The 26,443-nt window shown below is 45.4% G+C and carries 26 protein-coding genes and 3 pseudogenes; 25 read left to right on the forward strand and 4 right to left on the reverse strand.

Annotation, left to right across the window (positions count from 1 at the left end):
• Positions 1-110: 110 nt before the first annotated feature.
• Together JCM16161_RS18075 and JCM16161_RS10415 are read left to right on the forward strand one after the other, a co-directional pair.
• Positions 111-434 carry a hypothetical protein gene (locus JCM16161_RS18075; RefSeq protein WP_243671371.1) on the forward strand — a complete coding sequence of 108 codons (324 nt, stop codon included), beginning with the start codon at positions 111-113 and terminating at the stop codon, positions 432-434.
• Positions 377-847, forward strand: a complete 471-nt coding sequence (locus JCM16161_RS10415; RefSeq protein WP_054855810.1) for a hypothetical protein — start codon at positions 377-379, stop codon at positions 845-847. The genes JCM16161_RS18075 and JCM16161_RS10415 overlap by 58 nt, the downstream gene beginning before the upstream one ends.
• A 21-nt stretch (positions 848-868) precedes the next feature.
• Here the strand turns inward: JCM16161_RS10415 and JCM16161_RS10420 are convergent, their stop codons facing one another.
• The 4 genes from JCM16161_RS10420 to JCM16161_RS10430 form a co-directional block, all read right to left on the reverse strand.
• Positions 869-1,426 carry a DUF86 domain-containing protein gene (locus JCM16161_RS10420; protein ID WP_243671372.1) on the reverse strand — a complete coding sequence of 186 codons (558 nt, stop codon included), beginning with the start codon at positions 1,424-1,426 and terminating at the stop codon, positions 869-871.
• A complete protein-coding gene (locus JCM16161_RS10425) occupies positions 1,423-1,749 on the reverse strand; it encodes a nucleotidyltransferase domain-containing protein (protein WP_243671373.1) in 327 nt (108 codons plus the stop codon). The genes JCM16161_RS10420 and JCM16161_RS10425 overlap by 4 nt, the downstream gene beginning before the upstream one ends.
• 57 nt (positions 1,750-1,806) lie before the next feature.
• The gene (locus tag JCM16161_RS18080; RefSeq protein ID WP_243671396.1) at positions 1,807-1,965 is read right to left on the reverse strand and encodes a 30S ribosomal protein S30e; all 159 of its coding nucleotides are present in this window, start codon (positions 1,963-1,965) and stop codon (positions 1,807-1,809) included.
• Between the two features lie 75 nt (positions 1,966-2,040).
• On the reverse strand, positions 2,041-2,253 hold the full coding sequence (locus JCM16161_RS10430) for a hypothetical protein (RefSeq protein ID WP_054855812.1): 213 nt from the start codon (positions 2,251-2,253) through the stop codon (positions 2,041-2,043).
• Positions 2,254-2,364: 111 nt separating this feature from the next.
• On the opposite strand from JCM16161_RS10430, the gene JCM16161_RS10435 reads away from it, so the two are divergent.
• The 23 genes and pseudogenes from JCM16161_RS10435 to JCM16161_RS10525 all read left to right on the forward strand — a co-directional run bounded on the left by JCM16161_RS10435 (position 2,365) and on the right by JCM16161_RS10525 (position 26,385).
• Entirely contained in the window at positions 2,365-3,924 is a 1,560-nt protein-coding gene (locus JCM16161_RS10435; RefSeq protein ID WP_054855813.1) for a hypothetical protein, read from the forward strand.
• 1,338 nt (positions 3,925-5,262) lie between these two features.
• Positions 5,263-5,421 (forward strand): hypothetical protein, encoded by a 159-nt coding sequence (locus JCM16161_RS18085; RefSeq protein ID WP_243671374.1) that lies wholly within the window; start codon positions 5,263-5,265, stop codon positions 5,419-5,421.
• A gap of 46 nt (positions 5,422-5,467) precedes the next feature.
• Positions 5,468-6,748, forward strand: coding sequence for an ATP-binding protein (locus JCM16161_RS10445; protein ID WP_054855815.1), 1,281 nt, complete (start codon positions 5,468-5,470; stop codon positions 6,746-6,748).
• A gap of 88 nt (positions 6,749-6,836) precedes the next feature.
• Entirely contained in the window at positions 6,837-7,295 is a 459-nt protein-coding gene (locus JCM16161_RS10450; protein WP_243671375.1) for a hypothetical protein, read from the forward strand.
• 72 nt (positions 7,296-7,367) lie between these two features.
• The gene (locus JCM16161_RS10455; protein ID WP_243671376.1) at positions 7,368-7,676 is read left to right on the forward strand and encodes a hypothetical protein; all 309 of its coding nucleotides are present in this window, start codon (positions 7,368-7,370) and stop codon (positions 7,674-7,676) included.
• A 465-nt stretch (positions 7,677-8,141) separates the two neighbouring features.
• Positions 8,142-8,519, forward strand: a complete 378-nt coding sequence (locus JCM16161_RS10460; RefSeq protein ID WP_243671377.1) for a DNA replication complex GINS family protein — start codon at positions 8,142-8,144, stop codon at positions 8,517-8,519.
• Positions 8,516-10,575, forward strand: a pseudogene (locus JCM16161_RS10465) (minichromosome maintenance protein MCM). Before JCM16161_RS10460 ends, JCM16161_RS10465 begins: the two are co-directional and overlap by 4 nt.
• Before the next feature lie 56 nt (positions 10,576-10,631).
• Positions 10,632-11,006, forward strand: coding sequence for a hypothetical protein (locus JCM16161_RS10470; protein ID WP_243671378.1), 375 nt, complete (start codon positions 10,632-10,634; stop codon positions 11,004-11,006).
• Positions 11,007-11,134: 128 nt separating this feature from the next.
• Positions 11,135-12,235, forward strand: coding sequence for a 4Fe-4S binding protein (locus tag JCM16161_RS10475; RefSeq protein WP_054855818.1), 1,101 nt, complete (start codon positions 11,135-11,137; stop codon positions 12,233-12,235).
• 110 nt (positions 12,236-12,345) lie between these two features.
• Positions 12,346-12,949: pseudogene (locus tag JCM16161_RS18090) on the forward strand (pyruvate ferredoxin oxidoreductase); the annotation flags it as partial.
• A 153-nt stretch (positions 12,950-13,102) separates the two neighbouring features.
• Complete coding sequence (locus JCM16161_RS18095; RefSeq protein WP_243671397.1) at positions 13,103-13,486, forward strand: hypothetical protein; 384 nt, start codon at positions 13,103-13,105, stop codon at positions 13,484-13,486.
• A 48-nt stretch (positions 13,487-13,534) separates the two neighbouring features.
• Entirely contained in the window at positions 13,535-14,557 is a 1,023-nt protein-coding gene (locus JCM16161_RS10485) for a thiamine pyrophosphate-dependent enzyme (RefSeq protein WP_243671379.1), read from the forward strand.
• Positions 14,558-14,806: 249 nt separating this feature from the next.
• A complete protein-coding gene (locus tag JCM16161_RS10490; protein WP_243671380.1) occupies positions 14,807-15,820 on the forward strand; it encodes an MFS transporter in 1,014 nt (337 codons plus the stop codon).
• Positions 15,808-16,080, forward strand: coding sequence for a hypothetical protein (locus JCM16161_RS18100; protein ID WP_243671381.1), 273 nt, complete (start codon positions 15,808-15,810; stop codon positions 16,078-16,080). Before JCM16161_RS10490 ends, JCM16161_RS18100 begins: the two co-directional genes overlap by 13 nt.
• A 158-nt stretch (positions 16,081-16,238) precedes the next feature.
• Positions 16,239-17,648: an FAD-binding protein gene (locus JCM16161_RS10495; protein ID WP_054855819.1), complete on the forward strand. Its 1,410-nt coding sequence runs from the start codon at positions 16,239-16,241 to the stop codon at positions 17,646-17,648.
• A 4-nt stretch (positions 17,649-17,652) separates the two neighbouring features.
• A complete protein-coding gene (locus JCM16161_RS10500) occupies positions 17,653-18,846 on the forward strand; it encodes an FAD-binding oxidoreductase (protein WP_054855820.1) in 1,194 nt (397 codons plus the stop codon).
• A 58-nt stretch (positions 18,847-18,904) separates the two neighbouring features.
• Positions 18,905-19,108 (forward strand): 4Fe-4S dicluster domain-containing protein, encoded by a 204-nt coding sequence (locus JCM16161_RS18105; protein ID WP_243671382.1) that lies wholly within the window; start codon positions 18,905-18,907, stop codon positions 19,106-19,108.
• Positions 19,077-20,135, forward strand: coding sequence for a (Fe-S)-binding protein (locus tag JCM16161_RS10505; RefSeq protein ID WP_243671383.1), 1,059 nt, complete (start codon positions 19,077-19,079; stop codon positions 20,133-20,135). The genes JCM16161_RS18105 and JCM16161_RS10505 overlap by 32 nt, the downstream gene beginning before the upstream one ends.
• Before the next feature lie 124 nt (positions 20,136-20,259).
• Complete coding sequence (locus tag JCM16161_RS10510; protein ID WP_243671384.1) at positions 20,260-21,783, forward strand: L-lactate permease; 1,524 nt, start codon at positions 20,260-20,262, stop codon at positions 21,781-21,783.
• 177 nt (positions 21,784-21,960) lie between these two features.
• Positions 21,961-22,422 (forward strand): hypothetical protein, encoded by a 462-nt coding sequence (locus tag JCM16161_RS18110; protein WP_243671385.1) that lies wholly within the window; start codon positions 21,961-21,963, stop codon positions 22,420-22,422.
• The gene (locus JCM16161_RS18115) at positions 22,419-22,829 is read left to right on the forward strand and encodes a hypothetical protein (RefSeq protein WP_243671386.1); all 411 of its coding nucleotides are present in this window, start codon (positions 22,419-22,421) and stop codon (positions 22,827-22,829) included. Before JCM16161_RS18110 ends, JCM16161_RS18115 begins: the two co-directional genes overlap by 4 nt.
• Positions 22,830-22,916: 87 nt before the next feature.
• Positions 22,917-24,041, forward strand: coding sequence for an FAD-binding oxidoreductase (locus JCM16161_RS10520; RefSeq protein WP_054855821.1), 1,125 nt, complete (start codon positions 22,917-22,919; stop codon positions 24,039-24,041).
• Between the two features lie 54 nt (positions 24,042-24,095).
• A pseudogene (locus JCM16161_RS10525) lies at positions 24,096-26,385 on the forward strand (DEAD/DEAH box helicase).
• Positions 26,386-26,443: the final 58 nt, after the last annotated feature.

Here is a 26,443-nt window from a genome sequence, read left to right on the forward strand (position 1 = left end):
CAATATTGCCTACTCAATACAACTTAGGTGGTATGTGATCTACGGAACACCACCAACAACCCAAAATTTAGTTAGGGATAAAAGGGGCGGGTTATGAGTAGATTAGTAATATGAGGCTTTCATACACATTGCTGATTATAGTGCTGGTTCTCATATCTTCAGTAACTACATACTATGCGTACCAATACCTAACGAAGCCGATATATTGCATGTGCCCCGCGGTATTTCTCAATGAGGTCTATAATACTTACGTTTATTACAACAACAAATTGATCTATCACGAGTGGTATTTCGAGGCTTGGCCGACACCCTGTTGCGATAATTTCCCAGGGTTAAAACCACCAATAACCTTCATCGGCATAGTTAACGAAACAACATGCATAGAAATAACGGGAATAACCCACCACCTGGTATCGTCAATTACACATGCATGATAGCCCACAGCGGTAATGCCATGATCATAATACCAACGAGGATAGTAGCCCAGGAGGATAGGGCGTGCAGTATTGAGAGGCTACTGCAGAGATTCCTCACTTATAACGAAATGGGCCTAGGCACACTGTATGGAAATACGCAAACCCTAATAACGGGCATACCAATCATTAAGGAGTTCATAGGCAATAACAGGGTCTTCCTAATCAGCCAGGAATTCATAACAAACACGACAAAGGCTAGCCACTACCTAATTGTTTACGTTTCGGGAATCGAATTAAAGATAAGCGTTGAATCAATAGGCATAAGGACTGGTATGACGCAGGAGATAGGAACAATAACCGTGCAGTACTACTACTCAACAAACATTAATGAGACCAACACAATAATCATAATGCTAACGCCAAGGCAGTGAACTATACATCAATGTTATTACTCACGGCATAATCATACAGCTAAGGGCAATCCTCAACAAATCCCTGTAAAGCGCCTTAGCCAGGATTTCACGAAGAACATCAATAGAGACCTGTGAATAATTATGCACGAGGACGTTCCTAAAGCCTATCATCCTCCTAAAGACCCTTGAGTCATCATCACTTATAATACTGACTTGGCCTAAGTAAATGGGTACCTCGGAGTACGTTGATGGTGCCTTAAGGCCCTTCTCAACCATTATGTGCGAGCCCATGTCGATTAACGCCTTTATTGCGATCTGAAGCATGTGTAATGTGGCGTTCAGTAGCACATAATCATTAATTAACTCATTAACGCCATACCTGGAGACCAGGGCATCGACCTCATCAACATTCCTCTTAATAATAGCCAATAAATCACTTAAACGACCCACGCAACTCACCAACCTCCTCCTAATCAACCCATTAAATCCATTGGCCCGTAAAAACACTTGATAATCACCGTAAAGGCTGGCTGCCCTAACAACCTCCCTAATGAATACCCCACGGTCACCAACGTAAACAGGCACGCCCTGCGTCAAAGCCTAAACCTAACCTCAAAGGGTAGCAATGGGTCATTAAGCACGGCAACGTCAACCCTATCCTCAGGAAAGCCCAGCGCCAGTGCAAGGTCGCTAACAAGCATGGGCAGCGCATCAATAACGTTAACACCGTCCCTAAACATAACCGCAACATCCACATCACTAAGAGGACCAAACACACCATAAACCAGGGAACCGTAAAGCACGGCAAAGTGAATAAAATCCTTATAATAATTATTAGTAATCACATCTCTAACAACACCCAACACCCTAAGGCACTCCTCACCACATACACCCATCAAAGCCAATAAAACAACAACCAATTTAAAAGGACTATTTATTGCTTAACAAATAAAACAACAACAACATTTTAAACAAAACTACGAAACCTGCTGACCCTGACCAAGCCTATAAAGCAAACGCCTATAATTACGACTATTCCTCCTCCTAGGAAAAAGATTCCTCCTAGGCTTAGGCGGAATCCTAGGCGTCTGACTCCTCACCTTGCCTGCCTTTGTAAGGCTGCCGTGACTAGGAATTGAAAATCACCCGTTAGTATTTGCTAAGCAGTCCTATTTAAGTGTTTCCTCATTAATTAAATGAGGATTATTGATTTAACGACGATTTTCCGCTTCATTAGTTGCGAGAGGAATTTTGTCAATGTCTATTCCCATTTCAAGGAGGAGGAACTTCGATATGTAGTGTTGCTTATCTGGCCAGTGTATTACGTAGGCCTGCCTGTACTTACCTTTAGTCTTTATTATTAATGTCCCATAATTACCACATTTGGGGCAGCGAATCCTTATGCCCGTGTTTATGTAGACCATTGCACCTAATCTGGTGCAAGGGCTTTATAATGCTATCCTTTATTTAACGTTCAATTTTACATTACACCAATTGGGGTAATGCTTAAATACCCGTGATTAAGTGCGTCAACCATGGCCACAATTCAAGACCTAACGAAGGACCTGCATAGCTCAGAGATTAGGTTATCAGAACTTAACAACCTACTAACGAATTTAAGTAATGAGATAATAAATAATTGGGACGAAATAAAGCACAATAGCGTTAAGAGTGTACGAAATTCAGGATTAGGCACTAGGATGCACGAGTTAAGCGAGTCGTTCAAATTAAATATTGAGTTAGATGAGGTGAATATTGACCGCGATACCCTAAGGCAGGTCTTAGCAGGGCTCGCAATAAGTGACGTGTACTTAAGTGGCGATATATCATCAATATCAACACCAGACCCCCATTTAATATCATCATTCATATCTGCAGTGGGGAATTACCTACGTGAGAAGAAAATGACAGCGCGCTTCTACATAACAGCGGCAGAGGGAAAGAGGGGACTATCCGTCTCGTACCACGTAGTTATTACGAATAAACATGACCTAGACATATTCAGGGTTAATAACATCAAAGCCCAAGATCTCCTCAATAATTCCAAGATACCCAATCACCTAATCCCCTGGCTCAGAGACGCCATAAATAACTGGAACAGTATTAAAACGAAGAAGCAGATTAGGTTTGTTTATTATGCGGTTAATGGTTTTATTGGTAGGGCTTCTTTGTTTGGTTGGTTTGTTGGTGATGGTATTTTGGGCCATGTTGGTCGTGGCTCCTTTGACATTGGGTTTTCGTTTGTGGCTGATGAGCCTGTTAGGAGGTTTATGGATGAGTTTTTGTGTGGGCTCTATGGTTGTTCTGGTAATTTCTTTGGTGGTTCTTCGGGTAGGGGTAGTGAGCATTACGTGGTTTGTCCTGTGAAGGCTATGGTGATTAGTGATATCGTTGGTTTGGCTGGTAGTTGGCCCACGTATGGGCTTACCGATAGGGTTGTTAAGTTGGTGGAGGCTGTTAGGTACTCAACCCCCTGCCTGACCTACGCCAAGTACCCCGTGATTAATGTTCTTGGTCATGACCTAATACTGAGGAAGCATAATATGGGCCGTGGATGGTACCTGGCCAAGTCGACGAGTGATGAGGGTTTGGCGAGGGCCATGGTCAACGACCTGAGGTCGGCTGGTTTTAACGTGAGTGTTAATAACCGTGGTGGGGTCTTCGAAATATACGTGTCCATTGAGGATACCAAGCGCATTCTCAGGATGCTTGGTGTTTATGAGAAGTTTTATGGCGAGCCCAGGAGGTTACCAAGCGTTGATGAGGTGATTAACGTGCTCAGGAGGTACGTTATCAAGAGGTGGCATGTGCACGTGGCCAGGGCCCGTAATGGGAGGGGCTACGAGTATACCGAGTCCTGCGTATTAATTTCACTTGGCGACTCAGGGGAGGCTAGGAGGCTTAGGGATGAGCTTGTTGGTCTCGGTATCAGGGTTCGTAAGGTGGTTTGGGGTACAGTAATCATATGTAACGGCGAGGATAGGGAGTTGCTCATCAACGCCTTGAGCATCGTGAAGCCCAGTGATTACTTGGTATCGCTAGTTGCTCCATTGGTTCTATTGACCTGCTCATTATCCGATTCAGGCTATTCATAAGTCTCATAGTTGAATGAGTAAGGGTAGGGTGCTATCGCAATACCAGTGATGATAAGCATGAGGCCTATGGCTGTGCCACTCATGCGGTCTATTACGGAATTATAAAACGTAATTAATTACCCTTTGCCAAGCAAAGCGTGGTAATTGGAGCATCTAGGCGGAGCGTGATGAGGTAATGTTAGGTGAGCATTGATGTATTGAGGATTTGCTAGGGTTGATCACTGCCGGCCCAGTTTACATCATTGGTTCAGTGGGGACGGGAAGGGCTCATCCAGTTATTAGTTATTGGTGTCCGTTTATTAACCTTCCTCGGAGTATGGCTCGAGTATTTTGTCTGAACATCCGAGGCAAAAAGCCCGCTATAATGGGACTACCGTATGGTGTCTCTCGCCAGAACTGAGGGTGCGAGCTTAAAGCATAAACTGTGGAAATACGGTGGTGTAATTGTCGGTTTATTTTCTATCTACTTAATCATGCTCTTTATATTAAACCTACTAAGTCCTCCAATTGCATTAGTGCCCACGAACGGTGCAGTAATAATCAAGCCAACCACTATTGTCGAGTACTGCGCATTCACATGGGGTTCAACATCCATCTCACCTGGACAGACAACGTCTTTTCAGATAAACTGCATTATGATTGACCCATTTGGAATTTACGATTATTTCATCGTTACTTGATATAAACGGACAAGGACTTCTAAATGCCTTAATCCTCAGCCTCAAGTTACGTATTGGAACTTGCCTGGCTTTAGCGGTACTCCCTCATTTAGTTATACGTATACAGGTACTTCGTTCTACGGCATCTCAGTACCTCCTATAGCTGGTACTTTATATCTGGTTGGATCCTTTATTACGTACCTGGCGACTTTATAGCCACTGTGTCATTAACCGGTAAATGGGCTCTAGTAGTTAGTGGTACGTACGAAGGATGCGTATATAGTGATCTAAATGTTTATTCATTATTTACTAATACGTGGTCCTGTCAAAACTTAAATGTCTCCTAGGCTTAAAACTCAATGGTGATAGGTATGCCTCAAAATTACACCCGCTTATTGTATGGGCTTGGTGTTGCTGTTTTTCTTAATCCGTTTGCCTGGGTCTTCGTTATTCCAGTCACCTTAGCTAGGGAATTTCAATTGTCAATGCTTTATTTGGTGGCTATTTCAATTATTGGTTTTGCGCTAGTGATTAAGTTCCTTAGGGATGACATTGTGGAATTCGGCTTTGGGTTTAGGAGGCTTTCCTTCAGTCCCTGGTTTACCTCGCCATGTGTCTTATTGTACCGGTTGGTGAGCTCGCCTTTTTATACGCCGTCATGCGCTTCCCTCCGCACTTAATGGCTTCCGCGCCGACGCCCGGCGATTTAATTGTTCTTTACATCGCTATGTACGTCCCAGTAATGATAGCTGCTTTATTCCCTATTTACGCATTAGCCATGGCGCTCCTCAGCACGTGGTGGTCTAGATCAACCGTTAAGGGAGTGAGTATGCCGTGAATTGATTTTTCAAAAGGTATTTTAGCCCTGTTGTTGCATTTATTTCGTGGTTGTTGTATTGAGGCGGTTATTGCTTGAGGATTACGGACCATTCGATAAGCTCGATATTGAGCTTAGTGATATTACGGTCTTCGTTGGTAGGAATAACACGGGTAAGAGTACGGCGCTTGAGGCCACTGCCCTGCTCCTCTCCTCAGTGAGTGATTTTAAGATTACCACATCAGAGTCCTATGTTGTTGATGTGCTTTCAGAACTTGAATCTAAGAGTAATTATTTAATTAATTTGAGGAGTAATAGAAAGGTCGCCGTTGTGTCCGGCGACTTGATTAGCCAAGGTTCGGCTTATCGCATTAAAGTGGAGATAACCAAGGGTTTTGAGGAACTAGGCAATCTACGCAGTGACATAATGCGAGAACTAACGAAATCGCTCACCGAATTAACGCCGAAATCCCAGGAGATACTTATGAATGCTTTTCGTAGGATGCAGAGCGAGCGTAAGGATATTGAGGATCTCTCTGGGGCATTTAAGGAGTTTATTGATAATGTGGTGGCTGTACTTAATGATTATGTAAATGATTTGTTGTTGAGGATTATGATTGTAAGTGCGTATGTTGATGATGAATTATTCAGTGTTGCATTACTACCTTTAAGTGGGGTGGAAGTTAGTGAAGATGCAACTAGTAAGTTGAAGAAGTTGGGGTTGAGAAGCATTGAGGCTTGGGCAATATTACATAATCAATTAAGGAAGTTGTTTTCTGAAACTCGCATTCATATTGGCAAGAGGGTAGATGTAAAGCCAGTACGTGTTCAGCATTCGTCAATGAGCTCATTCTCAATAAAGGATTTACCACCCGATAAACAGACTGAGCTTGTTGACCTATTGAGGAAGGAGGTTCGTTATTTCTATGATTATAGGGGTGGGCATGTAATTCTAAGTTTTGGCGACAATAGGGTTTCTGTGCCCTATGGCTTGATGGGTGATGGCTTTAAGGCCCTGGTTAGGATGCTCAGCCTCATTGTCATGGGCGTTGATGTTGCCGTGATTGATGAGCCTGAGGCTCATCTGCACCCTGGTTTCATGGAGGTTCTCGCTAGGTACATGGTTGAGCCTAGGTTCCTTGACCGTATTCAATTCGTTATGGCCACTCAATCGCTTGAGTTCCTTGATTATCTGCTTAATGCGGCTAGGGATAAGAATGTCCTTGATAGGGTTAGGTTAGTTAGGCTTTACTTGATGCCTGATGGTAGCATTGATTACGAGCAATTGAGTGGTGAGGAGGCATATGGCGAGAGGCGCGAGCTTGAGTCGGACCTCAGGGGACCCTAACTGCGTCTTAATCGTCCTATGCGAAGGCATGCATGATTATGAATTCATCAGGGAAGTTATCTCGAGAATAGAACCTAATCGCAAGGTTATGAATGTAGAGCCCAAGGATAAAGACAGGCTAGTTAGGCATGTCATAGATAATAAAGAACTTCCCTATATACCAGTTATTATTGAGGGTTGTAGGGACAGGCTTGATCGTAATGTTAGGGTCCTCGTTAGTAAATTACGTTCTATTAGGTCGTTCACCAAGGTAAAGGTATTGGTTTTACGCGATTCCGATTCCAATGATGTAGTTAATACTTTCGATAGATTAAAGTGTGACGTTGAAAACTTCATCAGCAACAGGGATAAGTTTCCCCAGTATAAACCGAGTGTGGAGTGCGGGCAGGGAATTAATGCGGGGTCTTTCATGTCCCATGATTGCACCCTGAGGTATAGGGATGGTGAAGTTCTTTTCCGGTTTGTCCTCGTAATTCCATCTTTAGAGGGTTTTCTTCGTAGTTATGGATTTGCCGGTGATGAGTCAAGCTTCATGACTCCATTATGAGGGCTCTTGATGATCCTAGGAATAACGGTATAATGAATATCTTTAAGAGTGCGCTTTGTTCATGTTGATTTGATGAGTAGTAGGGTTTTGGCTCATGGAATTAGGGCGGTATTCCCTGTGGGTTTTGATCCCGTTGTTAACGTGATTAGGGATTATGATCCCGCGTCTAATGTTTATTTCACGGTTTTGGGTACTAATCCTAGGGTCGCTATTGCTTTTGGGCAGAAGTTCTTCTTTAGGATTGGTCATTACCTTGCATGTATGACCCTGGTTATTGAGCGTGGTTCCGAGACTGAGGTTAGGATCATCGCCCACTCTGGTCTTCAATTCTCCGCCTTCTCCGATTATGGCGCCAGCGCTGATTATGCTCGATGTGCTTGACCACCTGAGTAAGTCCCTTGGCGTTGATCCTAGGGATGTGGTTGAGGTTGATTACATGGATGTCACCAAGTCCCAGCAATTGGGTTAGGTTGTAGGTTTTAGGCGAATGCTTAATTTAGTGGCTTGATAAATCGCTAGTGAGGACATGGTTAAGGATTCTGTTGAGAGGGGTAGGATTGTAATTAGGCTTGGTAGGTCTATCACTGTTGAGGAGATTGAGAGGGCTATTGAGGAGGTTATGGATGTGGATTGCCGTGATCCTGCATCTTAGGATCTCATCAATATTACTTATCCTTTTCCTGTAGTGCCTTTTTTAATTGGTTTGTGGTAGTTACTTTTGATGGGTTTTTCGTACTTAATGCCGAGTGTTAGGGCTGTGTTGACGCGGGATGTGGATGGGGTTGACCTGGGCATAATTAGTATTGCCCCTGCCAAGCTGGTTCAGTAATTAATGCGCCGCCCAATGTGCTTGAGGTGTTGATTAAGCGAGGGGTTGCTTCGTTGCTTGATGAGGATAGGATCGGTAGTGAGGAGATTCTTAAGAGGGTTTGGCTTGAGAATAGGGCTCCAAGCGAATTGAGGGAGTTGCCTAGGGACTTCTACGTTAGGGCTAGGCTTAGCATGGTTGGTGGTGATCAGAGGAGTGTTAGGATTTATGCGCAGCAGTTGAGGGAGCTCGCCCAGTTGAGGCTTAGGAAGATACTCACGCTTTTAGCCGTTAATCCCGGGATCGCGGACTCCAGGGATTTCCTGGACAAGCTCACTATTGAGGAGGAGGAGCTTGTCAAATCCATCGCGCCGATAATCAGGGAGTTCCTCAATGCGGTGGTGGGTCTGCAATGACTGCGCCAGAAACCGCCGAGGTTAGCCTTGACTCATTAATTCAGGGGCTTAGGGGCTTTATTGAGTCCAGTGATAGGTATGTTGATGAGATTAATAACATGATTATACAGAGGAAGAGGTCCCTAGTCGTTGACTTCCACGACCTGTTAATCAATAATAAAGACCTCGCTGATATGCTTCTGGAGAGACCTCAGTTAGTTATTCAGGCTGGTTCCGAGGCTGTTAGGCAGGCAATAACCGAGAGGGACCCGGAGCTTGCCAAGTCCGTTAGGAACTTCTACATGAGGTTTAGGAGACTGCCCGAGTCCCTACCCATTAGGAGGCTTAGGAGCGAGGTCCTTGGTAAATTAATAATGGTTGAGGGCATAATAACTAGGCAGACACCGCCAAAGCATTACCTTAGGAAGTCCGTGTTTAGGTGCTCGCAGTGTGGTTATGAGATTGAGATCCCACAACCAACTACTGGCTTTGTCCAACCACCGAAGCGTTGCCCCAAGTGTGGTGCGTTAAACAGTATGGTGTTTGTTGAGGAGAGGAGTGAGTTCATTGATTGGCAGAAGATAATCGTCCAGGAGAAGCCCGAGGAACTACCACCCGGTCAATTACCCAGGAGCATCGAGGCGATACTACTCGATGACTTGGTCGACACCGTGAAACCTGGCGATAGGGTTTACCTGGTGGGTATTATGAACCTGGATTTGGCCGACCTGAGGAAGGGTAAGCCCCCTGTCGTATCTAGCTTCATGGAGGTCAATTACGTGGAGAGCCAACAGAGGGAGTTGGTGGAGATTGAGATCACGCCTGAGGATGAGAGGAAGATCCTAGAGCTTTCGAAAATGCCTGACGTTAGGGAGAGGATTATCAAGTCAATAGCGCCCTCGATATACGGCATGGAGGACATTAAGGAGGCAATTGCTGCCTACTCTTTGGTGGAGTACCCAAGGTATACCCAGACGGCATTAGGGTTAGGGGTGATATACACATTCTGCTTGTTGGCGATCCTGGCATGGCTAAGACACAATTGCTTAGGTTTGTTACTAAGATAGCCCCAAGGGCCGTGTACACGACCGGTAAGGGTAGCTCAGCCGCGGGTTTGACGGCAGCCGTAGTGCGTGAGAAGGACACGGGCGAGTTCTACCTAGAGGCCGGCGCACTTGTTCTGGCCGATACGGGCGTAGCCGTTATCGACGAGATTGATAAGATGGACGCTAAGGATAGGGTAGCAATTCACGAGGCCCTTGAGCAACAGACCGTCTCGATTGCCAAGGCGGGTATTGTAGCCACACTGAACGCGAGGTGCAGCGTGTTGGCGGCGGCTAATCCGGCCTTTGGTAGGTATTTGCCTAATAGGACCGTGGCTGAGAACGTGGATTTACCGGTTACTTTACTTTCCAGGTTTGACTTAATATTCATTATTAGGGATGAACCGAACCTCGATAGGGATAAGGCGATTGCTGAGCATATAACCACGCTACATGCCGGTGAGGTTCCCGAGGGATTCGCCGATATAATACCGCCTGACCTACTTAGAAAGTACATTGCCTATGCCCGTAAGCACGTTAAGCCAGTACTAACGCCGGAGGCTAGGGAGAGGATTGTGCAGTTCTACGTGCAGATGAGGCTAAGTCTAGGGAGCCGGACTCGCCCATAGCCATAACGGCTAGGCAGTTGGAGGCCCTGATTAGGCTTGCAGAGGCCGAGGCCAAGATGAGGCTTAGTCCCGTGGTTGAGGCTGAGGATGCTGATAGGGCGATTAGGCTCTTCATGAAGTACCTGAGTAGTGTTGGTATTGATGTTGAGTCCGGTAAGATAGACATTGACATTATAATGACTGGGAAGCCTAAGTCGGCCCAGGAGAGGATGGCGTTAATAATGAACCTGCTAGCCCAGCTCGAGGAGTCGAGTGGTGGTAAGCCTGTTAGGATTGAGGACCTTTACAGGGAGGCTGAGGCTGCGGGTCTCGATAGGCAGGCGGTGGATAAGGCGATAAACATGCTCCTTAAGTCAGGTGATATTTACATGCCGAGCTGGTTATGTGAAGAGGGTGCTTATTTAAACGTTAACGTCTTTATTATTGTGGTGCAAAATACTTATATTCATTGTTTTAAGGTATTGGTTGTGATTGATAGGTTAAATGCAATAATTACTGGGTTGAGAAATGCCGTAACGCTCACTGTGGAGAAATTGCTTGAAAAATTGAAGGAAGCAAACATAGAGGTTCCTGAGGAGGAAACAATCGGTGACTGGGGCTGGAGCGTGATCTCTAAGGCCATGGAGAATGGGATAATAAGTCTAAGCGATGCCGATATTGACGCCATGTACTACGTATTCAGGAGGTGCGCCACACTTGAGGAGATGGTTAAGGAGGCGCTGGCCAGGCCCAATGAGATTGATGAGAACTTCGTAAATAACCTATTAGATGACTTCAGGGAGAATATGGAGGCATTGGCGCGGGTTAGGGAGAGAATAAGCCAGTTGATTTCATAAACCTATATATACTATATATCATTGTTTATAAACCGGAGTCCACGTAAAGTACGTATCGAGTGTGTTATTTTTAATATACCTAGGAAGGCATTACTTTAAAATTACAATACTGATAATACCTGATTAAAATGTCTGTTCAGGCTCCAAGTATATACACGATAGAGATCATTTATAGGGGGATACACCAAAGGCATTTGGCTAGGAACCTATCTAGGGGCATCGTGTATGCCGCAAGGATGGCAGGCAATGTTGCACTGTCTTACCAGAGGTATGGTGATGATCCGGAGAGGGATGGTGTACCTGCCAAGTATTTCGTGGTTGTTGCTAAGGGCGCTAATGAGGAAATCCTTGATGCAGAGGCCGCCAGGGTTGAGCCTGACTATGTGGATGTCTCAATAGTGCTTGATGACACCATACTCAAGGGTGTTGAGTCCTGGGCTTGGCAGGGAATTCAACCGGTGCACCTTAAGTTAAAGGCCGGTGGATTACTAATAGTGGTTTCTAAGAGGAGCCCTGATGAATTGCTCAAATTCATACCTACCAGGGACTCCCCATACACATTAGTCGTTGTTTATGGTGAGAGAAGTATTGGTGATTTCTGGACGTTCCCAGATGATGGTACCGTGGAGAGGGTCCTTGGCGCAATCGCTAAGGTGGCACCAAACATACTCAGTATTGACGATGTTAAGAGGTACCTGGAAAGCCTTGATAAGCCTAGTGAGAGAGTTAACAAGGCTTTAGAGGCTTACCAATCACTCGTTAAGTTAAGGGAGGTTAAGCCTGGCGAGGGATTGCCATATAAATATGAACCACCACACCTACCTGGTTGGAAGGACATGATGATCGGCGGCGCAATACCCGGCCTTAAACCAAACCAGAGGAACCCATACTTCACGGGTGGCACTGCGAAGCATTACAGGCCCGTGATTAACTTTGATAAGTGCATAAAGTGTAGCCTGTGTTGGGAGTATTGCCCAGACTCGGTATTTGATGTAACGCCAGACGGCTACTTCAACCCAGTACTGGCTTACTGCAAGGGCTGTGGAGTATGCGCCGAGGTATGCCCAGTACCTGACACAATAATAATGGTTGATGAGATGGAGTTTGAGGACGGCTATGGTAAATTCATTGACGAGTACAGGGCTTGGAAGGAGGATAGGGAGGCCTATAGGAAGTGGTTTGAGTCGTTATTACCAAAGGCACAAATAATAAGTGTGAGGAAGAGGTGATGGGCATGTCCGTCTCCGCACTCGAATCCAAGCGCCTCGAGGCTGTGCTTAAGGGGGATGAGGAGGTGGAGGTCGTTGGCACGGGCACCGATGCCGTTGCCTACGCGTTAATGCTGGCCGACATTGACGTAACATCGGCATACCCAATAAGGCCCTATGGCGGTGTTATGCAGACTGTGGCTAGGTTAATAGCTGATGGTTACATGAAGGCCGAGTACATAGTGGCTGCTCATGAGCATGACCAGTTTGAGATCGTCAAGCACGCGTCAGCCGTGGGTGCCAGGACATTCGTTGGATCAAGCGGTGTTGGCTGGTTGCTGGCTATTGAGGCTATCGTAGCCATAAGCACCGATAGGTACCCAGTGGTTGCGTTGATAGGTAATAGGGCTTGATGACCCTGGCGCGTACGGTGTTGAGCACAACGACGCATTGATGGTTAGGGACGTGGGCTGGCTACTGGTTTGGGTTGATACGGCTCAGGAGGCCCTTGACACGACGTTAATTGCGTACAGGGTTGCTGAGGATCCAAGGGTTATGCTTCCCGTGGGCATCTCAATGGACGGCGCATTCCTGACGCATAGTGAGCACGTGTTTAAGATACCGCCTAAGTCAAAGGTTCAGAAGTTCCTACCACCGTATGACCTGGGCAATAGGAGGTTGCACCCAAGCAATGTGATTAGCGTGGCACCACAAGTCAATGAGGACTGGGTTACAGAGCTTAGGAAGCAGATGGATGAGGCAATGAAGAATGCGAGGAAGGTGATTGAGGAGGCCTATAGGGACTTCGCGAAGATCTTCGGTAGGGACTACGGCAACCCATTCGTCGAACCATACATGGTTGAGGACGCAGACGTGGTAATGGTCGGCATGGGCACGGTCTCCAAGCCAATCAAGGAGGCGGTTAGGAGGTTGAGGGCTAAGGGTGAGAAGGTTGGTTTCCTAAGGATTAGGTGGTTTAGGCCATTCCCAACCGATGACATCATACGATACCTGAGCGGTGTTAAGGTTGTGGCTGTCGTTGATAGGGACTACTCATTCGGCTCACCGTTTGATGGTGGTGCGGTCTTCACAGAGATTAGGAGTGCGCTGTACGAAGCCGATCATAGGCCATTAATGATGAACTTCATAGGTGGGCTTGGTGGTAGGGAGATAACTTACAATGATGCAATTAATATGTTCAATATGGCTTTGGAAGCCGCTAGAAAAGGTAAGGTTGAGCAGAGGGTGATTTGGTATGGAGTTAGAGAGTAAAATGGGAAAAGAAGAAAAATTTATAAGGAAGGTAGGGGGTGATTGGGTGTGACGATTTCGATTAGACTTGCGAGGACGGTCAAGGACCTACTACAAATGGCCCAGACCGAGTACTTCGATGCGGGCCATAGGACTTGCCAGGGCTGTGAGTCGGCAATGGTCCTTAGGTGGGTTGCTAAGGCAGCTGGCCCTAACACAATTGTTATTGGAGCCACTGGGTGCATGTACGTGGCGAACACAACGTACTACACAACATCATGGGCACTACCCTGGATACACACCCAATTATCCGGGACAGGCTCGGCCGTCGTCGGTACGGCGGCCGCATTAAAGGCACTTATGGAGAAGGGTAAGCTACCCAATGAAAAGATAAATGTAATTGGCATATGCGGTGACCTGGGCTGCGCGGATGCAGGGCTTTCTGAGGTATCCAACGCATTAACCCATACGAAGTACAACTTCCTAATACTCATGTATGACAACGAATCAAGCGCTAACACGGATATACAGGAGACAACCATGACACCATACGGAGCACTGACAACCTTCAGCCCAAGCGGTAAGCAGGTCAGGATAATGAAGTATAGGTGGAAGAAGAACATGGCCGCCATGATGGCTGTCGGACACCCAGAGGTTAGGTACGTTGCCACGGCGATAGCGGCAGACCCAATAGACCTGTACAACAAGGTAAGGAAAGCCCTGGAGATTGGCGGACCAACGTTCATACACACCCTAGACCCATGCCCCAAGGGATGGGGCTATGATCCTAAGTACAGCCATGAAATAGGCAGGCTAGCAGTCGAAACCGGCATATGGCCGCTATTTGAGATAGAGGATGGTAAGTTTAGACTAACGAGCACTAGCGCTAGAATAGCAAGTGGTGAGATCAAGAGAAAGCCAGTTAGGGAGTACCTAAGGAGACAGACAAGGTTTAAGCACCTAACGGATGAGGATATTGAGTACATACAGAGGAAGGTTGATGAGATGTGGGAAAAGTGGTTAATACCAGGGCTAATACCACTGACCAGGGAATTACCATACCCAGAAGTCACCAAGGCGGGCACTGGATAACGTCAGAAAATAATTGCATTTAAAATCAAAGTACATTTGACTTATATATTTATTCTGTCAATAAATTAATACTATTACTAAAAATAATTATATTCTTTTAAATTTTTATTAAATATTTTTTTTATTTTTTCGAATATATTTTTTCATGATATATCATTATTATTGGTTATTAATATTTGCTTTATTATGTTTATTATTGAATATATTTCTAGTTATATTTATAATTATCTAAAATGATTAATCATTAGTATGGCAGGGCATCCTCAATTAACGGATAAACAAATACTTGGCTTTAGTAGGTGGTTTGCCTTTGTTGGGGCTTTCCTGGCTATGTTCATGATTAGCCCCTACGAATACGCCTTTAGCGCCTTCTCTCATGATGTTACCCAATTCTTCCATATTAGTGCCGTTTTCCTGGGCACGGTATTCACTGTTAATGTCTTCCTAGAGTCCGTATTTGGTTGGCCAGCGGGCTTTGTTAGGGATAGGTATGGTCCCTGGCTTCTCCAACTTATAGCTGCATTCCTCGTTGGTATTGGTTATTTCGCAGCAATATTCGGCTCGCCGGCCCTACTACTGTGGGTTTACGCAATCATTGGTGGTATTGGGGCTGGCATTGTATATAATAATAGCGTTACCGTTGCTAATAAGTGGTTCCCTGACCATAGGGCTACCGTGGCCGGCACAATATCGGCAGGCTTTAGCTGGGGTTCAATACCAATAATACTACTAATAGGTATTTTACCCAGGATTCACCCAATTGCCGTGTTTAGGTCAATAATGCTTGGTCTCGCCGTGGCCTCCTTCGTGATAATAATAATCTCAGCCTTCCTAATGAGGAGGGATCCACCAAGGGGTTGGAAGCCACCAACATATAACACACAGGCTTCAAGGTCGAAGCTAATACGTGCGACTGATTATCAATTCACGTTTTCAGAAACCGTGAGGACATGGCAATTCTGGGTATTAGTCATAACATTCCTCCTGGTGGCGTCTGAGGGATTGACCATAGTCTCCAAGGCTGTTCAATACGGCCTATACTTCCACTTTGCCTTAGTCATAGCTGTGGCCGCTGCCCTCGGATCATCAATAATGGCTGGCCTGGGTAAGTTCATAACTGGCGTGGTATCTGACGCTATCGGTGTTATTAAGACGCTTATCCTATTCTACGCCCTATCCGGTGCATTCACATTGTTGAGTATCCTATTTGGTGTTATACATAATGAGATTGGGTTTGTGGTTTCCGTGGCTTGGCAATATTGACCTGGGCATCAATATACACCGTTAACCCAGCGGCCGTTGGTTACTTCTACGGCGAAGTGGCGTCAGGTAATAACTACGGACTACTCTACGCGATTGCCAAGGGCAGTGGCGCAATTTACGGAGGAGTGCTCACGGCAATAATGATCGGATCATTAGGCTGGATAAACACGATGATTGTGTCCGGCCTCTTCGGTGTAATAGCGGCATTACTAGCCATACCATTGCTTTGGAAAATACCAAAACCTCCAAGGAAGGCGTAGCCCGTAATATTATGAAAATTTATTAAAAATATCAAGGCATTTACATTATTTTATTTCTTATTAATGACAATATATAATGTATTTATTTTGCATTAATTGATTATAATTAAAATATCATTTAAGAAATGCTTATTAAATATTTACATATATATGTATATATGGGGATAACTAAAGGTATTATTACTGAGTTGGAGAGGATCGTTGGTAGTGATAATGTTATTACTGATGATGTTGAGTTGACGGTTTATGAGGCTGACGGTTCCTTCGTCTATACGGCTAGGCCTGACGTGGTAGTCTTTCCCAGGTCCACTGAGGAGGTTTCTAAGGTTGTTAGGGTTGCCTGGGAGAATAGGATACCTATTGTTAGTCGTGGCTCCGGCACAAGCCTTAGTGGTGGTGCACTACCCATTGAGGGCGGTATTGTGATTTCCCTGACTAAGATGAATAGGGTTCTTGAGCTTGATATTGAGAATGAGACAGCCACGGTTGAGGCTGGTGTCATTAACCTATGGGTTAGTGATGCCTTGGCTAAGCTTAATTATCAATACCCAATAGACCTTGGTTACTACTTCCCGGCTGATCCAGGTAGTCAGAGGGTATCTACGATAGGTGGTAATATTAGTCATAATGCGGGTGGTGTTAAGTGCTTCAAGTATGGTGTTACGGTTAATAACGTGCGTGGGTTAAAGGTCGTTCTCCCCAATGGTGAGGTTAGGTTCTTTGGCGGTAAGGTTGTTGAAGGCCCCGGCTATGACGTCATCGGCATTATAAGTGGTTCTGAGGGCACCATGGCCATAGTCACAGAGGCTGTTCTGAGGATTGTCAGTAATTATGAGTCTGTTAAGACAATATTGGCAGCGTTTAATTCAGTGGAGGATGCGGGTACGGCCGTGTCTAGGATAATAAGTGCTGGGATTAGGCCCGTGGCCCTCGAGTTCATGGATAAAATCGCCGTTAACGCCATTGAGGCAGGTCCATGGGGTGGTGGGTTACCTACCGATGCGGAGGCCATACTCCTAATTGATGTTGAGGGTTCTGAAGTAGGAACAAGTGCCGAGGCTAATAGGATAATCGAGATATTGAAGTCCTCAGGTGCATACATGGTTAGGCTTGCCAGGGATAGGGCTGAGGCTAATAGGTGGTGGAACGCCAGGAAGCAGGCCTTTGGTGCCATGGGTTTTGTTGGTCCAAATTACATAACTGGTGATGGTACTATACCAAGGAAGAAATTACCGGAGGCCCTGCGCAGGATTAGGGAGATTGGTAATAAGTACGGCTTCAGAATAGCCAATGTATTCCATGCCGGCGATGGCAACCTACACCCACTCATACTATATGATGAGAGGAAACCAGGCGAGAGGGAGAGGGCCCTGCAGGCTGAGGATGAAATACTTAGGATGTGCGTTGAGATTGGCGGTACAATAACCGGCGAGCATGGCGTTGGGTATTACAAGAAGCACCTGATTGGTTTGCTCTATACTGATTATGAATTGAATGTGATGAAGAACATAAAGTCGGTCTTTGACCCAATGGGTATCATGAATCCTGGGAAGATATTCCCAAGGTGATTGCATGGCCCTTGAAACAATGCTTAAGGGTATTGAGAGGGAGGTTAGTAATGACTCAATTAGGGAGCCGACGGGTAAGTACGTGATTGATGGCTTAGTGCCTAAGGTGGTGCTGTATCCGAGTGATGTTAATGAACTTAGTGCAATGATGAGGAGTATAAGTAAGGAGAGACTGAGTGTAATACCCATGGTTAATGGTTCTAAGACCTTCATGGGTAATATACCAAAGTCCTATGATGTGGCCCTTGACTTAAGCCGCGTGCACAGAGCCATAGAGCCTGACCCAGAGGAGATGGTTGGGGTTTATGGCGTTAGTGCGCCATTTAATGAGGTTCAAGAGACGTTGAGGAGGGTAGGTAGGAGGTTGCCCATTGACCCGCCCCTGTCAAGCCGCTCAAGTATTGGTGGTGTGTTTTCATGCAACCTATTTGGTCCGTTGGCATATACCTTCATGACTACGAGAGACTTAACGCTTAGGGTTAAGGCCGTCATGCCGGATGGGACCGTGGTTAGGTGGGGCACGGGCATGATTAAGGACGTAGCCGGCTACAACGTGAAGAGGCTCTTCATTGGTTCCTGCGGTTCTCTGGGTATAATCTATGAGGTTATGTCTAGGATTGCGGCAATACCCGACGTAATAGCCGTTGCGAGGCTAAATAAGGAGCTTGACCTACTCATGACAAGGAGGTTAAAGCCCTACGGCGCAATCGTGGTTAATGGCACCATGTACCTCAGGTTTGAGGGTGTTAAGGAGGAGGTGGAGTACCGACTAAGCAGATTGAGTGAGGTTTCAGGGTTTGACGTATTCTATGGCAATGAGGCTGAGGAATTATGGTATGAATTAACGTCAATGGATGAACTATTCAATAATTACAATATTGTTATTAAGGTAGTAACTCCACAGGCAAGGTTGAATGATGCTCTGAAGGAATTACAGAGTAATTACCTTGTTAAGATGCCCATGATCGGTGAGGCTTACCTAGGCATTAATGGAATTGACATTAATGAATTGAATAAAGCCAGAAATAGGGTGGGTGATTTAGGTGGTTACCTAATCATTCTTAAGGCACCTCTTGAGTTTAAACGCGAAATCGACGTTTGGGGCCTTAACCAGAACCTGGACATTATGTCCAAGTTAAAATCAGTCTTTGATCCATTGGGTATAATGAGCCCTGGAAGGTTTGTGGGTGGCTTATAATGAGTGGTGATGACTTATATAAGAGGTTTATTGAGGAGGGGCTCAATGAGGCCTATAAGTGCGTGCACTGTGGCTTCTGCTACCCACATGCCCCACCTACAGGGCTACGTGGAACGAGGCAGATAGCCCGAGGGGTAGGATATACCTTGTCAAGGCATTGCTTACGGGTAGGTTACAGCCCACAGAGACTTTACTTAAGCACCTTGATGCATGTGTAATATGCAGGAGGTGTGAGACTGCCTGCATCGGGTGTTCAATATAGTAAGGTCCTTGAGGCCGCATATGCCTACTTGGGCGATAAATTAATAGATTATGGATACCCATGGCACATAAGGACTGGGCTTCGGCTTCTTGAAAGCCCAGCAGTAATAAAACTGGCGCTGTCCGTGTCAAGTTCATTACCTGGAATACCAAGGCACATGAGGGGGTTCGCGATATCGAGGGATAGGGAAAGACTTGACGACGTACTTGGTAGGGTATTCAGGGTACCGAGGGATAAGCCTGTCAGAGGTAGGGTCCTCCTATTCGTGACGAATTCATGCATTGCTTGGCAATCCCATACGCACTTGGTTTATGCCACAATCAGGGTATTGACGTGGAATGGGTTTGAGGTAATTGTTCCTAGGGAGTTCAAGTGCTGTGGTGCGCCATACATGCACATGGGCATGTTTAATAAGGCAGTTGAGCTTGCGAGGCACAATATCGAGGTATTGAATAAGTACGATAAGGCGTATGGCATAGATTACGTAGTAATCCCAGACTCAGGTGGTTGCCAGGCCCAATGGCTTGAGTACGAGAGATTACTTAATGCAAAACTGAACATTAGACAAAGGGTTATGAATACCTTACAACTCCTTGATAAGGTGGGGCTCGTTGGTGAACTCGGCCCTGTTAAGATGAGGGTATCAATACAGCACAGTTGTCACCTGATGAATGTTGCGAAGGCTCACGATGCAGTACTACGTGTAATTAGTAAGATACCAGGCCTTGAAATAAGGGGTTTAGACACCGCCGATATTTGCTGCGGGGCTGGCATGATGTACCCAGATAGGTATCCAGACATTGCCAGGGAAATAACTAGGCAGAAGATTGAGGACTTAATGCGTCATAAACCCGAGGCATTAATACTGGAAAGCGTAACCTGCAAAGCCCATTGGGCCAACATAATTAGAGAGAACAACCTAAATATTAAGTTGCTATACCCAACAGAATTACTTGATATTTCATATATATCTGGTGGAAATAAAGGATATGAAACTATTATGAATAGAGTTTATTTTAGGGCGTAATTTTATAAGGATAATTTAAATAATTTAAATTAAAATATACGTAATATTTTTTTACTCTATACAAATATAAAATGCATCTCCATAGTAGTAATATTTAAAATTATAAACATTTATTAATATATTGATGTTTACCCAGCCCTTAAACCCGACGGGTAATATTGTATTAACGGCATTGGCTGCTTTAATACCCATAATAGTATTGTTAATACTACTGGCCGGTCTAAGGATGTCAGCTTGGCTCGCCACATTAATTGGCTCAATAGTAACTATACTTGTGGCAATACCTATTTGGCATAGTCCACCAGTAGAGACTATCGAGGCTTGGATTATTGGCGCGCTGGTGGGTTTTTGGTATATAACGTGGATCACCATTTGGGGCGTTACGATATATAACACACTGGTTTTAACCGGAAAATTTGACGTATTTCGAGAATGGGTTGTGGCTAACGCAACAAATGATGCGAGGGTTCAAGCAATATTATTAGCTTGGTCCTTTGGAGCCTTAATGGAAGGTCTCGTGGGATTTGGGTATCCCTGGGCAATTGTTTCGCCATTACTTGTTGCGCTTGGTTATGACTGGATTAAGGCAATACAGACATCCGCATTGGCAAATAATGCTCCTGTATCCTTTGGCGCTCTTGGTACTCCAGTTATCGCATTAGCTCTCGTTACGGGCATTCCGTTAATGACCATGTCGGCCGCGGTAGGCAGAGTTGTAGCGCTTTTAGCGGTCTTTGTACCATTCATGCTATTAATAATTGTGGATGGAACCAGGGGCCTAAAGGATGCATGGCCGGTAGCCTTAATTGGTGGACTAGGCTACGTTGCAGGGCAATTTCCAGTATCCAATTATTTAGGTCCATATTTACCGGATATTGCAGGTTCATTAGTATCATTCTTTATATTAATGGTCTTCCTCAAGGTCTGGAGACCAAGGAGAATAGTTACGTTTGGAACTCAGGCAGCAAATAGTTCAGGGCAACAAAGAAAATTCACAACTAAAGATGTCGTCATGGCATGGCTACCATTCATAATATTAATTATTGTAGTTACGTTGTGGACTGGTCCTTGGTCTCCATTACCGCGTTTTGTAATAACTACTTTGGTCGTGAAGGCCTATTCAACAGTGCTTCATAAGGTAATTGCCGTAGTCTTTGAGGTGAACCCATTCGTTGCTGGTACATCAATTTTTGTCTCATGGTTAATAATATGGGCCGTACTTGGTGCAAGTCCTAAGGTATTTATAGAGTCTTTGAGGAGAACTTGGCATCAGATGTGGGGTGCGATTTTAACAGGGTTCTTTGTCGTAGGATTAGCATACGTATTTAATTACTCAGGCATGGCATACTCATTGGCGTATGCAAGTTCATTAGTTGGACTTGCATTTATAGTAATATCACCTTTCCTAGGTTTTATAGGCGCTGCCTTATCCGGCAGTAATACGGCCAGTAATACGTTATTTGGCGCATTGCAGGCTACGGTAGGTAAATTATTGGGCCTGCCCGTACCATTACTACCCGCTAGTAATTCAGTGGGCGCCGAATTAGGAAAGCCCGTTGCACCTCAAACCGTCAGTGTTGGCGTATCAACGACACCATACGTTAGGAGGGAGGGCATAGTGGTTAGAAAGAATCTGCCTGGGCAATAATGTATGTGTTCTATCTAATATTCGTTGTATCATTATATGCATTTGTATTTCCGTGGGCAATGCCAAAGGTTTAACTAAGATAAAAATTCGTTATTTTAAAATCATTCTATTTTTCACGAGATTAATATTTTACACCAAAGTGATTACAGTTATAAATAGGCTCAATACTTATTACCGATGCCAATATGCATTAGGAGCCCAGCTTCTATAGCTAATTTAGGTCCTGGATTCGATGTATTATCGTTAGCCATCCAGGAGCCCTATGATGATGTTTATGTTGAGCTAAGTCGAGGGGATGACCGTGTGGACTTTATGGGTGATTATTCTCATTATTTACCTAACGATTATAGAGCTACCACGCTTTACCCAGTAATTGAGGAGTTTAGGAGGATTGCTGGCATTGACTTTGGTGTTCACATTGTGGTTAAGAAGGGTATTAAACCGGCGAGTGGTTTAGGTAGTAGTGGTGCTGATGCGGCGGCCCTTGCCTATGCCCTTAATAAGTTACTTAATGCTGGCCTTGATTATAAGTCGTTAATTAGGGTTGCGGCGCTTGGTGAAATCGCGGCAGCAGGTACTCCGCACATGGATAATGTGGCCGCATCCCTATTGGGTGGCTTGGTCATTATTAACCAGTGACTGGGGATTTTGTTCGGGTTGACGTACCTAGTAATTACTGGTTATCAATAGTCATAGCTGGTAATAAACCTAGTACCAAGGAGATGCGTAAGTTATTGCCCAGTGCCGTGGACATGACAAGCCTTAAGAACAACTCCGCCTATGCATCAATGCTCGTCTACTCACTGATTACTGGTGATAGGAACGTGTTGGGTAAGGCGTTAATGGGCGATGCGGTGGTTGAGCCTGTGAGGGCTAAGCTTTATCCACATTATGATGCGGTTAAGGAGGCGTTATTAAAGGCTGGCGCCATCGGCGTTGCCCTGGCCGGGGCCGGTCCATCATTATTCGGAATATTTGACTTTGAACCATCTAGGGAAGACATTAATAACTTATTGAGGAACCATGGCTTGAGGACTATACCTTAATTATTACGCGGCCGAGCAATGTCGGTGTTCACGAAATACCCTGCGGGGACCTTAATGCTTAATACACGCTATGTGCCTTAGGTTGGCATGAACGTTATAGTAATTGGTGGAGGAGTTATAGGGACCGTATTAACGCACTTATTCTCAGTAAGGGGTATTAACGTTACGTTAATTAACTCGGGGCTTCAAAGACCAAGATTCCCACTCATTCACTCAAAGCTTCTTAGATTTCCTGAGGACATTACGTTAGCGAGGATTAGTGAGGATGTGTATAATGGGTTATCAAGGGAATTGGGAGTTAATGTCTTAAGGCCCATGAGGTCGATAACCATAATACCAGAGACGTGTTATAGCGATGTATCACGCATAATGGGTATGTGGCGTGACTCCGGCGCTGAATTACATGTGGTTGATGATATTGGTGAGTATGGCCTTAGGAGGGTTAGTGACCAGGAGATATACATTCTAAGTATTAATGGTGATAATCTCGTTAATTACCCATTATTGATTAATAAAATTCATAAGATCAACGATATAAATTACGTTAGAGGTACCGCCACTGTTAAACTTAGTAGTGACGGCGTTAAGGTTTTAGTAAATGGTGAGGAATTGCGCGGGGATTACATAATCCTCGCCGCGGGGGCTTGGAACTCCATAGTAATTAAGGGTGCTGGTCTAAGGGCACCGTTATTACCGTATAAGTGCCAGGCGGCGGCATTCATGGCCAGGAAAGCCGGTGGTATTGTTTATGATTATGTACTCAACATTTACATGAGACCCCTCGGTTCAATAATTGATAATGCATTAAGTGGTCTGGGCCTTTCAATAATTGTTGGTGGAGATGGTAATTCGAAGATTACAGAGCCAGGTAAGGATGCTGGTGTCGATCGCGAATTCCTCAATGAACTTAAGGGTAAGGTTAGGGCTAGGGTTGGTAAGGCGCTGCTTATCGGGTCAGGGTTTGGTTATTGCGAAGTTACGCCTGACATGAGGCCCGTGATTGGCACTATTGGGCCAAGTAACTTACTATTAATTGGTGGGTTTAATGGCTATGGGGCCGAGGTGGGGCCTGCATTGGCCTTGGCTGTGGTTAATTACGTGCTTAGTGGTTCATGGCCTGACTACGCAAGGCCATACCTAATAGACAGGTTTGGTAGTAATTGGCCGAATACCTGGGACGTCAGTGTTGAGGCGCATGAATTATGCGTCTAATGCGGCCTAAACTCTTTATTAATTCTGTTGAGAATTAATGACTGGCTGATTACGTTGCGCATCGCCGACCTGCCACTTCCAGACATACTGAAGGACTTCGTAATTAGGGAGAGGGGTATTCAGGAGCTTTATCCGCCGCAGGAGGAGGCTGTGCGTAAGGGGTTATTTGACGGTAGGAACATGGTCATGTGTACGAGCACTGCGACAGGGAAGACGCTGATGGCGGAGCTGGTTATGATAAATGCCGTGCTCACTAGGGGTGTTAAGGCCATACTCGCCGTCCCACTGAGGGCCCTGGCCTATGAGAAGGCTAGGGACTTGAGGATTTACGAGAGACTCGGCGTTAGGATTGCCGTAACAACCGGTGAATATGATAGGGAGGATGCTTGGCTCATGAATTACGACATAGTGGTTACAACGTACGAGAAACTCGACAGCCTACTGAGGCATAAGGTTGAGTGGCTTAAACAGGTCGGTGTTTTAGTCATTGATGAGATTCACTATATTGATGATGATAAGAGGGGGCCAACTATAGAATCAATAATCGCAAAGGTAAAGGCACTTAACCTCAACACGCAATTACTGGCCCTATCAGCGACAATAGGCAATGCGAGGAGATCGCAAATTACCTCAATGCCGAGTTAGTAGTCTCCGATTGGAGGCCTGTCAAGCTTAGGGAGGGCGTCTATTACGATGGCGTTATTTACTACGCAGATGGATCCAGGGCATTGATTAAGGACCTAGGAAATCCTGTGCTCTCACTCGTGATGGATACGATAATTAATGGTGGCCAGGCCCTCGTATTCACAAACTCCAGGTCAAACACGGTCAAGCTAGCCCAGCAAATTTCTCATTACATATGTAATTACGGGATAAAGCTTATAGAGCCAGGTGCATTAACGAAGGTCTCAAGCTCGATCATTGAGGCGTCACAGTCCAAATTACTTGGTGAGGAGTTGGCTAGGATTGTTAAGTGCGGTGTTGCGTTTCATCATGCGGGTCTCGACATGGATACAAGGTCAATAGTTGAGAATTCCTTTAGGGATAGGCTGATTAAGGTTGTTGTTGCAACGACGACGCTGGCTGCCGGCGTTAATTTACCGGCGAGGAGGGTTATTATCCATGAGTATAGGAGGTATGAGCCGGGCATTGGGATGGAGGAACTCCCCGTGATGGAGTATAAGCAGATGGCTGGTAGGGCGGGCAGGCCTGGGCTTGATCCGTATGGCGAGGCCGTGCTTATCGCCAGGGGTGAGGACGAAGTTGATTACCTAATTAGGAATTACATAAATGCCAGGGTAGAGGATGTCAAGTCTAAGTTCCTGACCGATAAGAACCTGACCACGCACATGCTATCAGCAATAGCCAGTGGCTATGCCTCGAACATTGATGACGTGATGAGGTTCGTATCATCAACCCTAGGGTACATTCAAGGTGGTTTCCACAGGAATGAGTTTCTCAGGGACCTATTAAGGAGGAAGATTGACGATGTGGTTAATTTCCTGGTCGAGTCGGGATTCCTCGAGAGGAGGGATAGCTATGTGACTGCGACGTCCTTAGGTTTATTATTAAATAATCTTTACCTGGATCCATACACGGCGAATACCTACATTCACGGTCTCAGGGCTAGGGATGAGACGAATGACTTAGGCTACACCCACTTAATTATTCAATCGCCTGAGGTGCCGAGGCTTAGGGTTAGGAGGAATGAGTTTGATGATTACCTGGAGCTAGTACTTGATAATTGGGATTACTTATTAATTAAACCGCCGATCACGAGGGATGAAATTGAGAATGGGGAGTTTGAGGATGAGGAGATTGAGGATTACCTCTCCACTGTGAAGACCGCGGTAATGCTCCTTGACTGGGCTAACGAGGTTTCCGAGGATGAGCTATATAAGAACTATGACGTGGGACCCGGCGATTTAAGAGTATATAGCGACTTAATGGATTGGCTAGCTAGTGCTGTCGCTAGGCTCGCCGGCGCATTGGTATGAGGGGGCATGAGGAGAGATTGAATATACTCAGGTGGAGGCTGACCTATGGGGTTAAGGATGAATTAATAGAGTTGGTGGTGAATCTCGAGGGTGTTGGCAGGGCTAGGGCTAGGGCATTATACAACGCTGGATTTAGGAGTGTCGAAGACATTGCCAATGCAGATCCGAGGGCTATAGGCATGATTAGGGGCTTTGGTGATAAGCTTGCGCGTTCAATAATTGAGCAAGCCAGGAAATTAATTGAGGAGGGTAAGGTGATTAAACCGTCAATGAATAACGCAGGTAGGGAGGAGGGCAGTAGGCAGGGGTATACCAGGAGGAGGGGTTCGCTTCTTGATTACCTTTGATATCGAAAAATGAAATACTTATATATTATCACCACAGACCTAGCCTGTTAATGATTAG

The sequence above is a fragment of the Vulcanisaeta sp. JCM 16161 genome (assembly GCF_001316285.1).

Coding starts and splice junctions, on each gene's coding strand:
- JCM16161_RS18110 (WP_243671385.1), top strand. CDS start 21,961: ATGCCAATATGCATTAGGAGCCCAGCTTCTATAGCTAATTTAGGTCCT.
- JCM16161_RS10500 (WP_054855820.1), top strand. CDS start 17,653: ATGGCCCTTGAAACAATGCTTAAGGGTATTGAGAGGGAGGTTAGTAAT.
- JCM16161_RS10475 (WP_054855818.1), top strand. CDS start 11,135: ATGTCTGTTCAGGCTCCAAGTATATACACGATAGAGATCATTTATAGG.
- JCM16161_RS10455 (WP_243671376.1), top strand. CDS start 7,368: ATGAGTAGTAGGGTTTTGGCTCATGGAATTAGGGCGGTATTCCCTGTG.
- JCM16161_RS18095 (WP_243671397.1), top strand. CDS start 13,103: ATGGGCACGGTCTCCAAGCCAATCAAGGAGGCGGTTAGGAGGTTGAGG.
- JCM16161_RS10430 (WP_054855812.1), bottom strand. CDS start 2,253: ATGGTCTACATAAACACGGGCATAAGGATTCGCTGCCCCAAATGTGGT.
- JCM16161_RS10520 (WP_054855821.1), top strand. CDS start 22,917: ATGAACGTTATAGTAATTGGTGGAGGAGTTATAGGGACCGTATTAACG.
- JCM16161_RS10495 (WP_054855819.1), top strand. CDS start 16,239: ATGGGGATAACTAAAGGTATTATTACTGAGTTGGAGAGGATCGTTGGT.
- JCM16161_RS18085 (WP_243671374.1), top strand. CDS start 5,263: ATGGCTTCCGCGCCGACGCCCGGCGATTTAATTGTTCTTTACATCGCT.
- JCM16161_RS18075 (WP_243671371.1), top strand. CDS start 111: ATGAGGCTTTCATACACATTGCTGATTATAGTGCTGGTTCTCATATCT.
- JCM16161_RS10490 (WP_243671380.1), top strand. CDS start 14,807: ATGGCAGGGCATCCTCAATTAACGGATAAACAAATACTTGGCTTTAGT.
- JCM16161_RS10435 (WP_054855813.1), top strand. CDS start 2,365: ATGGCCACAATTCAAGACCTAACGAAGGACCTGCATAGCTCAGAGATT.
- JCM16161_RS10450 (WP_243671375.1), top strand. CDS start 6,837: ATGAATGTAGAGCCCAAGGATAAAGACAGGCTAGTTAGGCATGTCATA.
- JCM16161_RS10415 (WP_054855810.1), top strand. CDS start 377: ATGCATAGAAATAACGGGAATAACCCACCACCTGGTATCGTCAATTAC.
- JCM16161_RS10510 (WP_243671384.1), top strand. CDS start 20,260: ATGTTTACCCAGCCCTTAAACCCGACGGGTAATATTGTATTAACGGCA.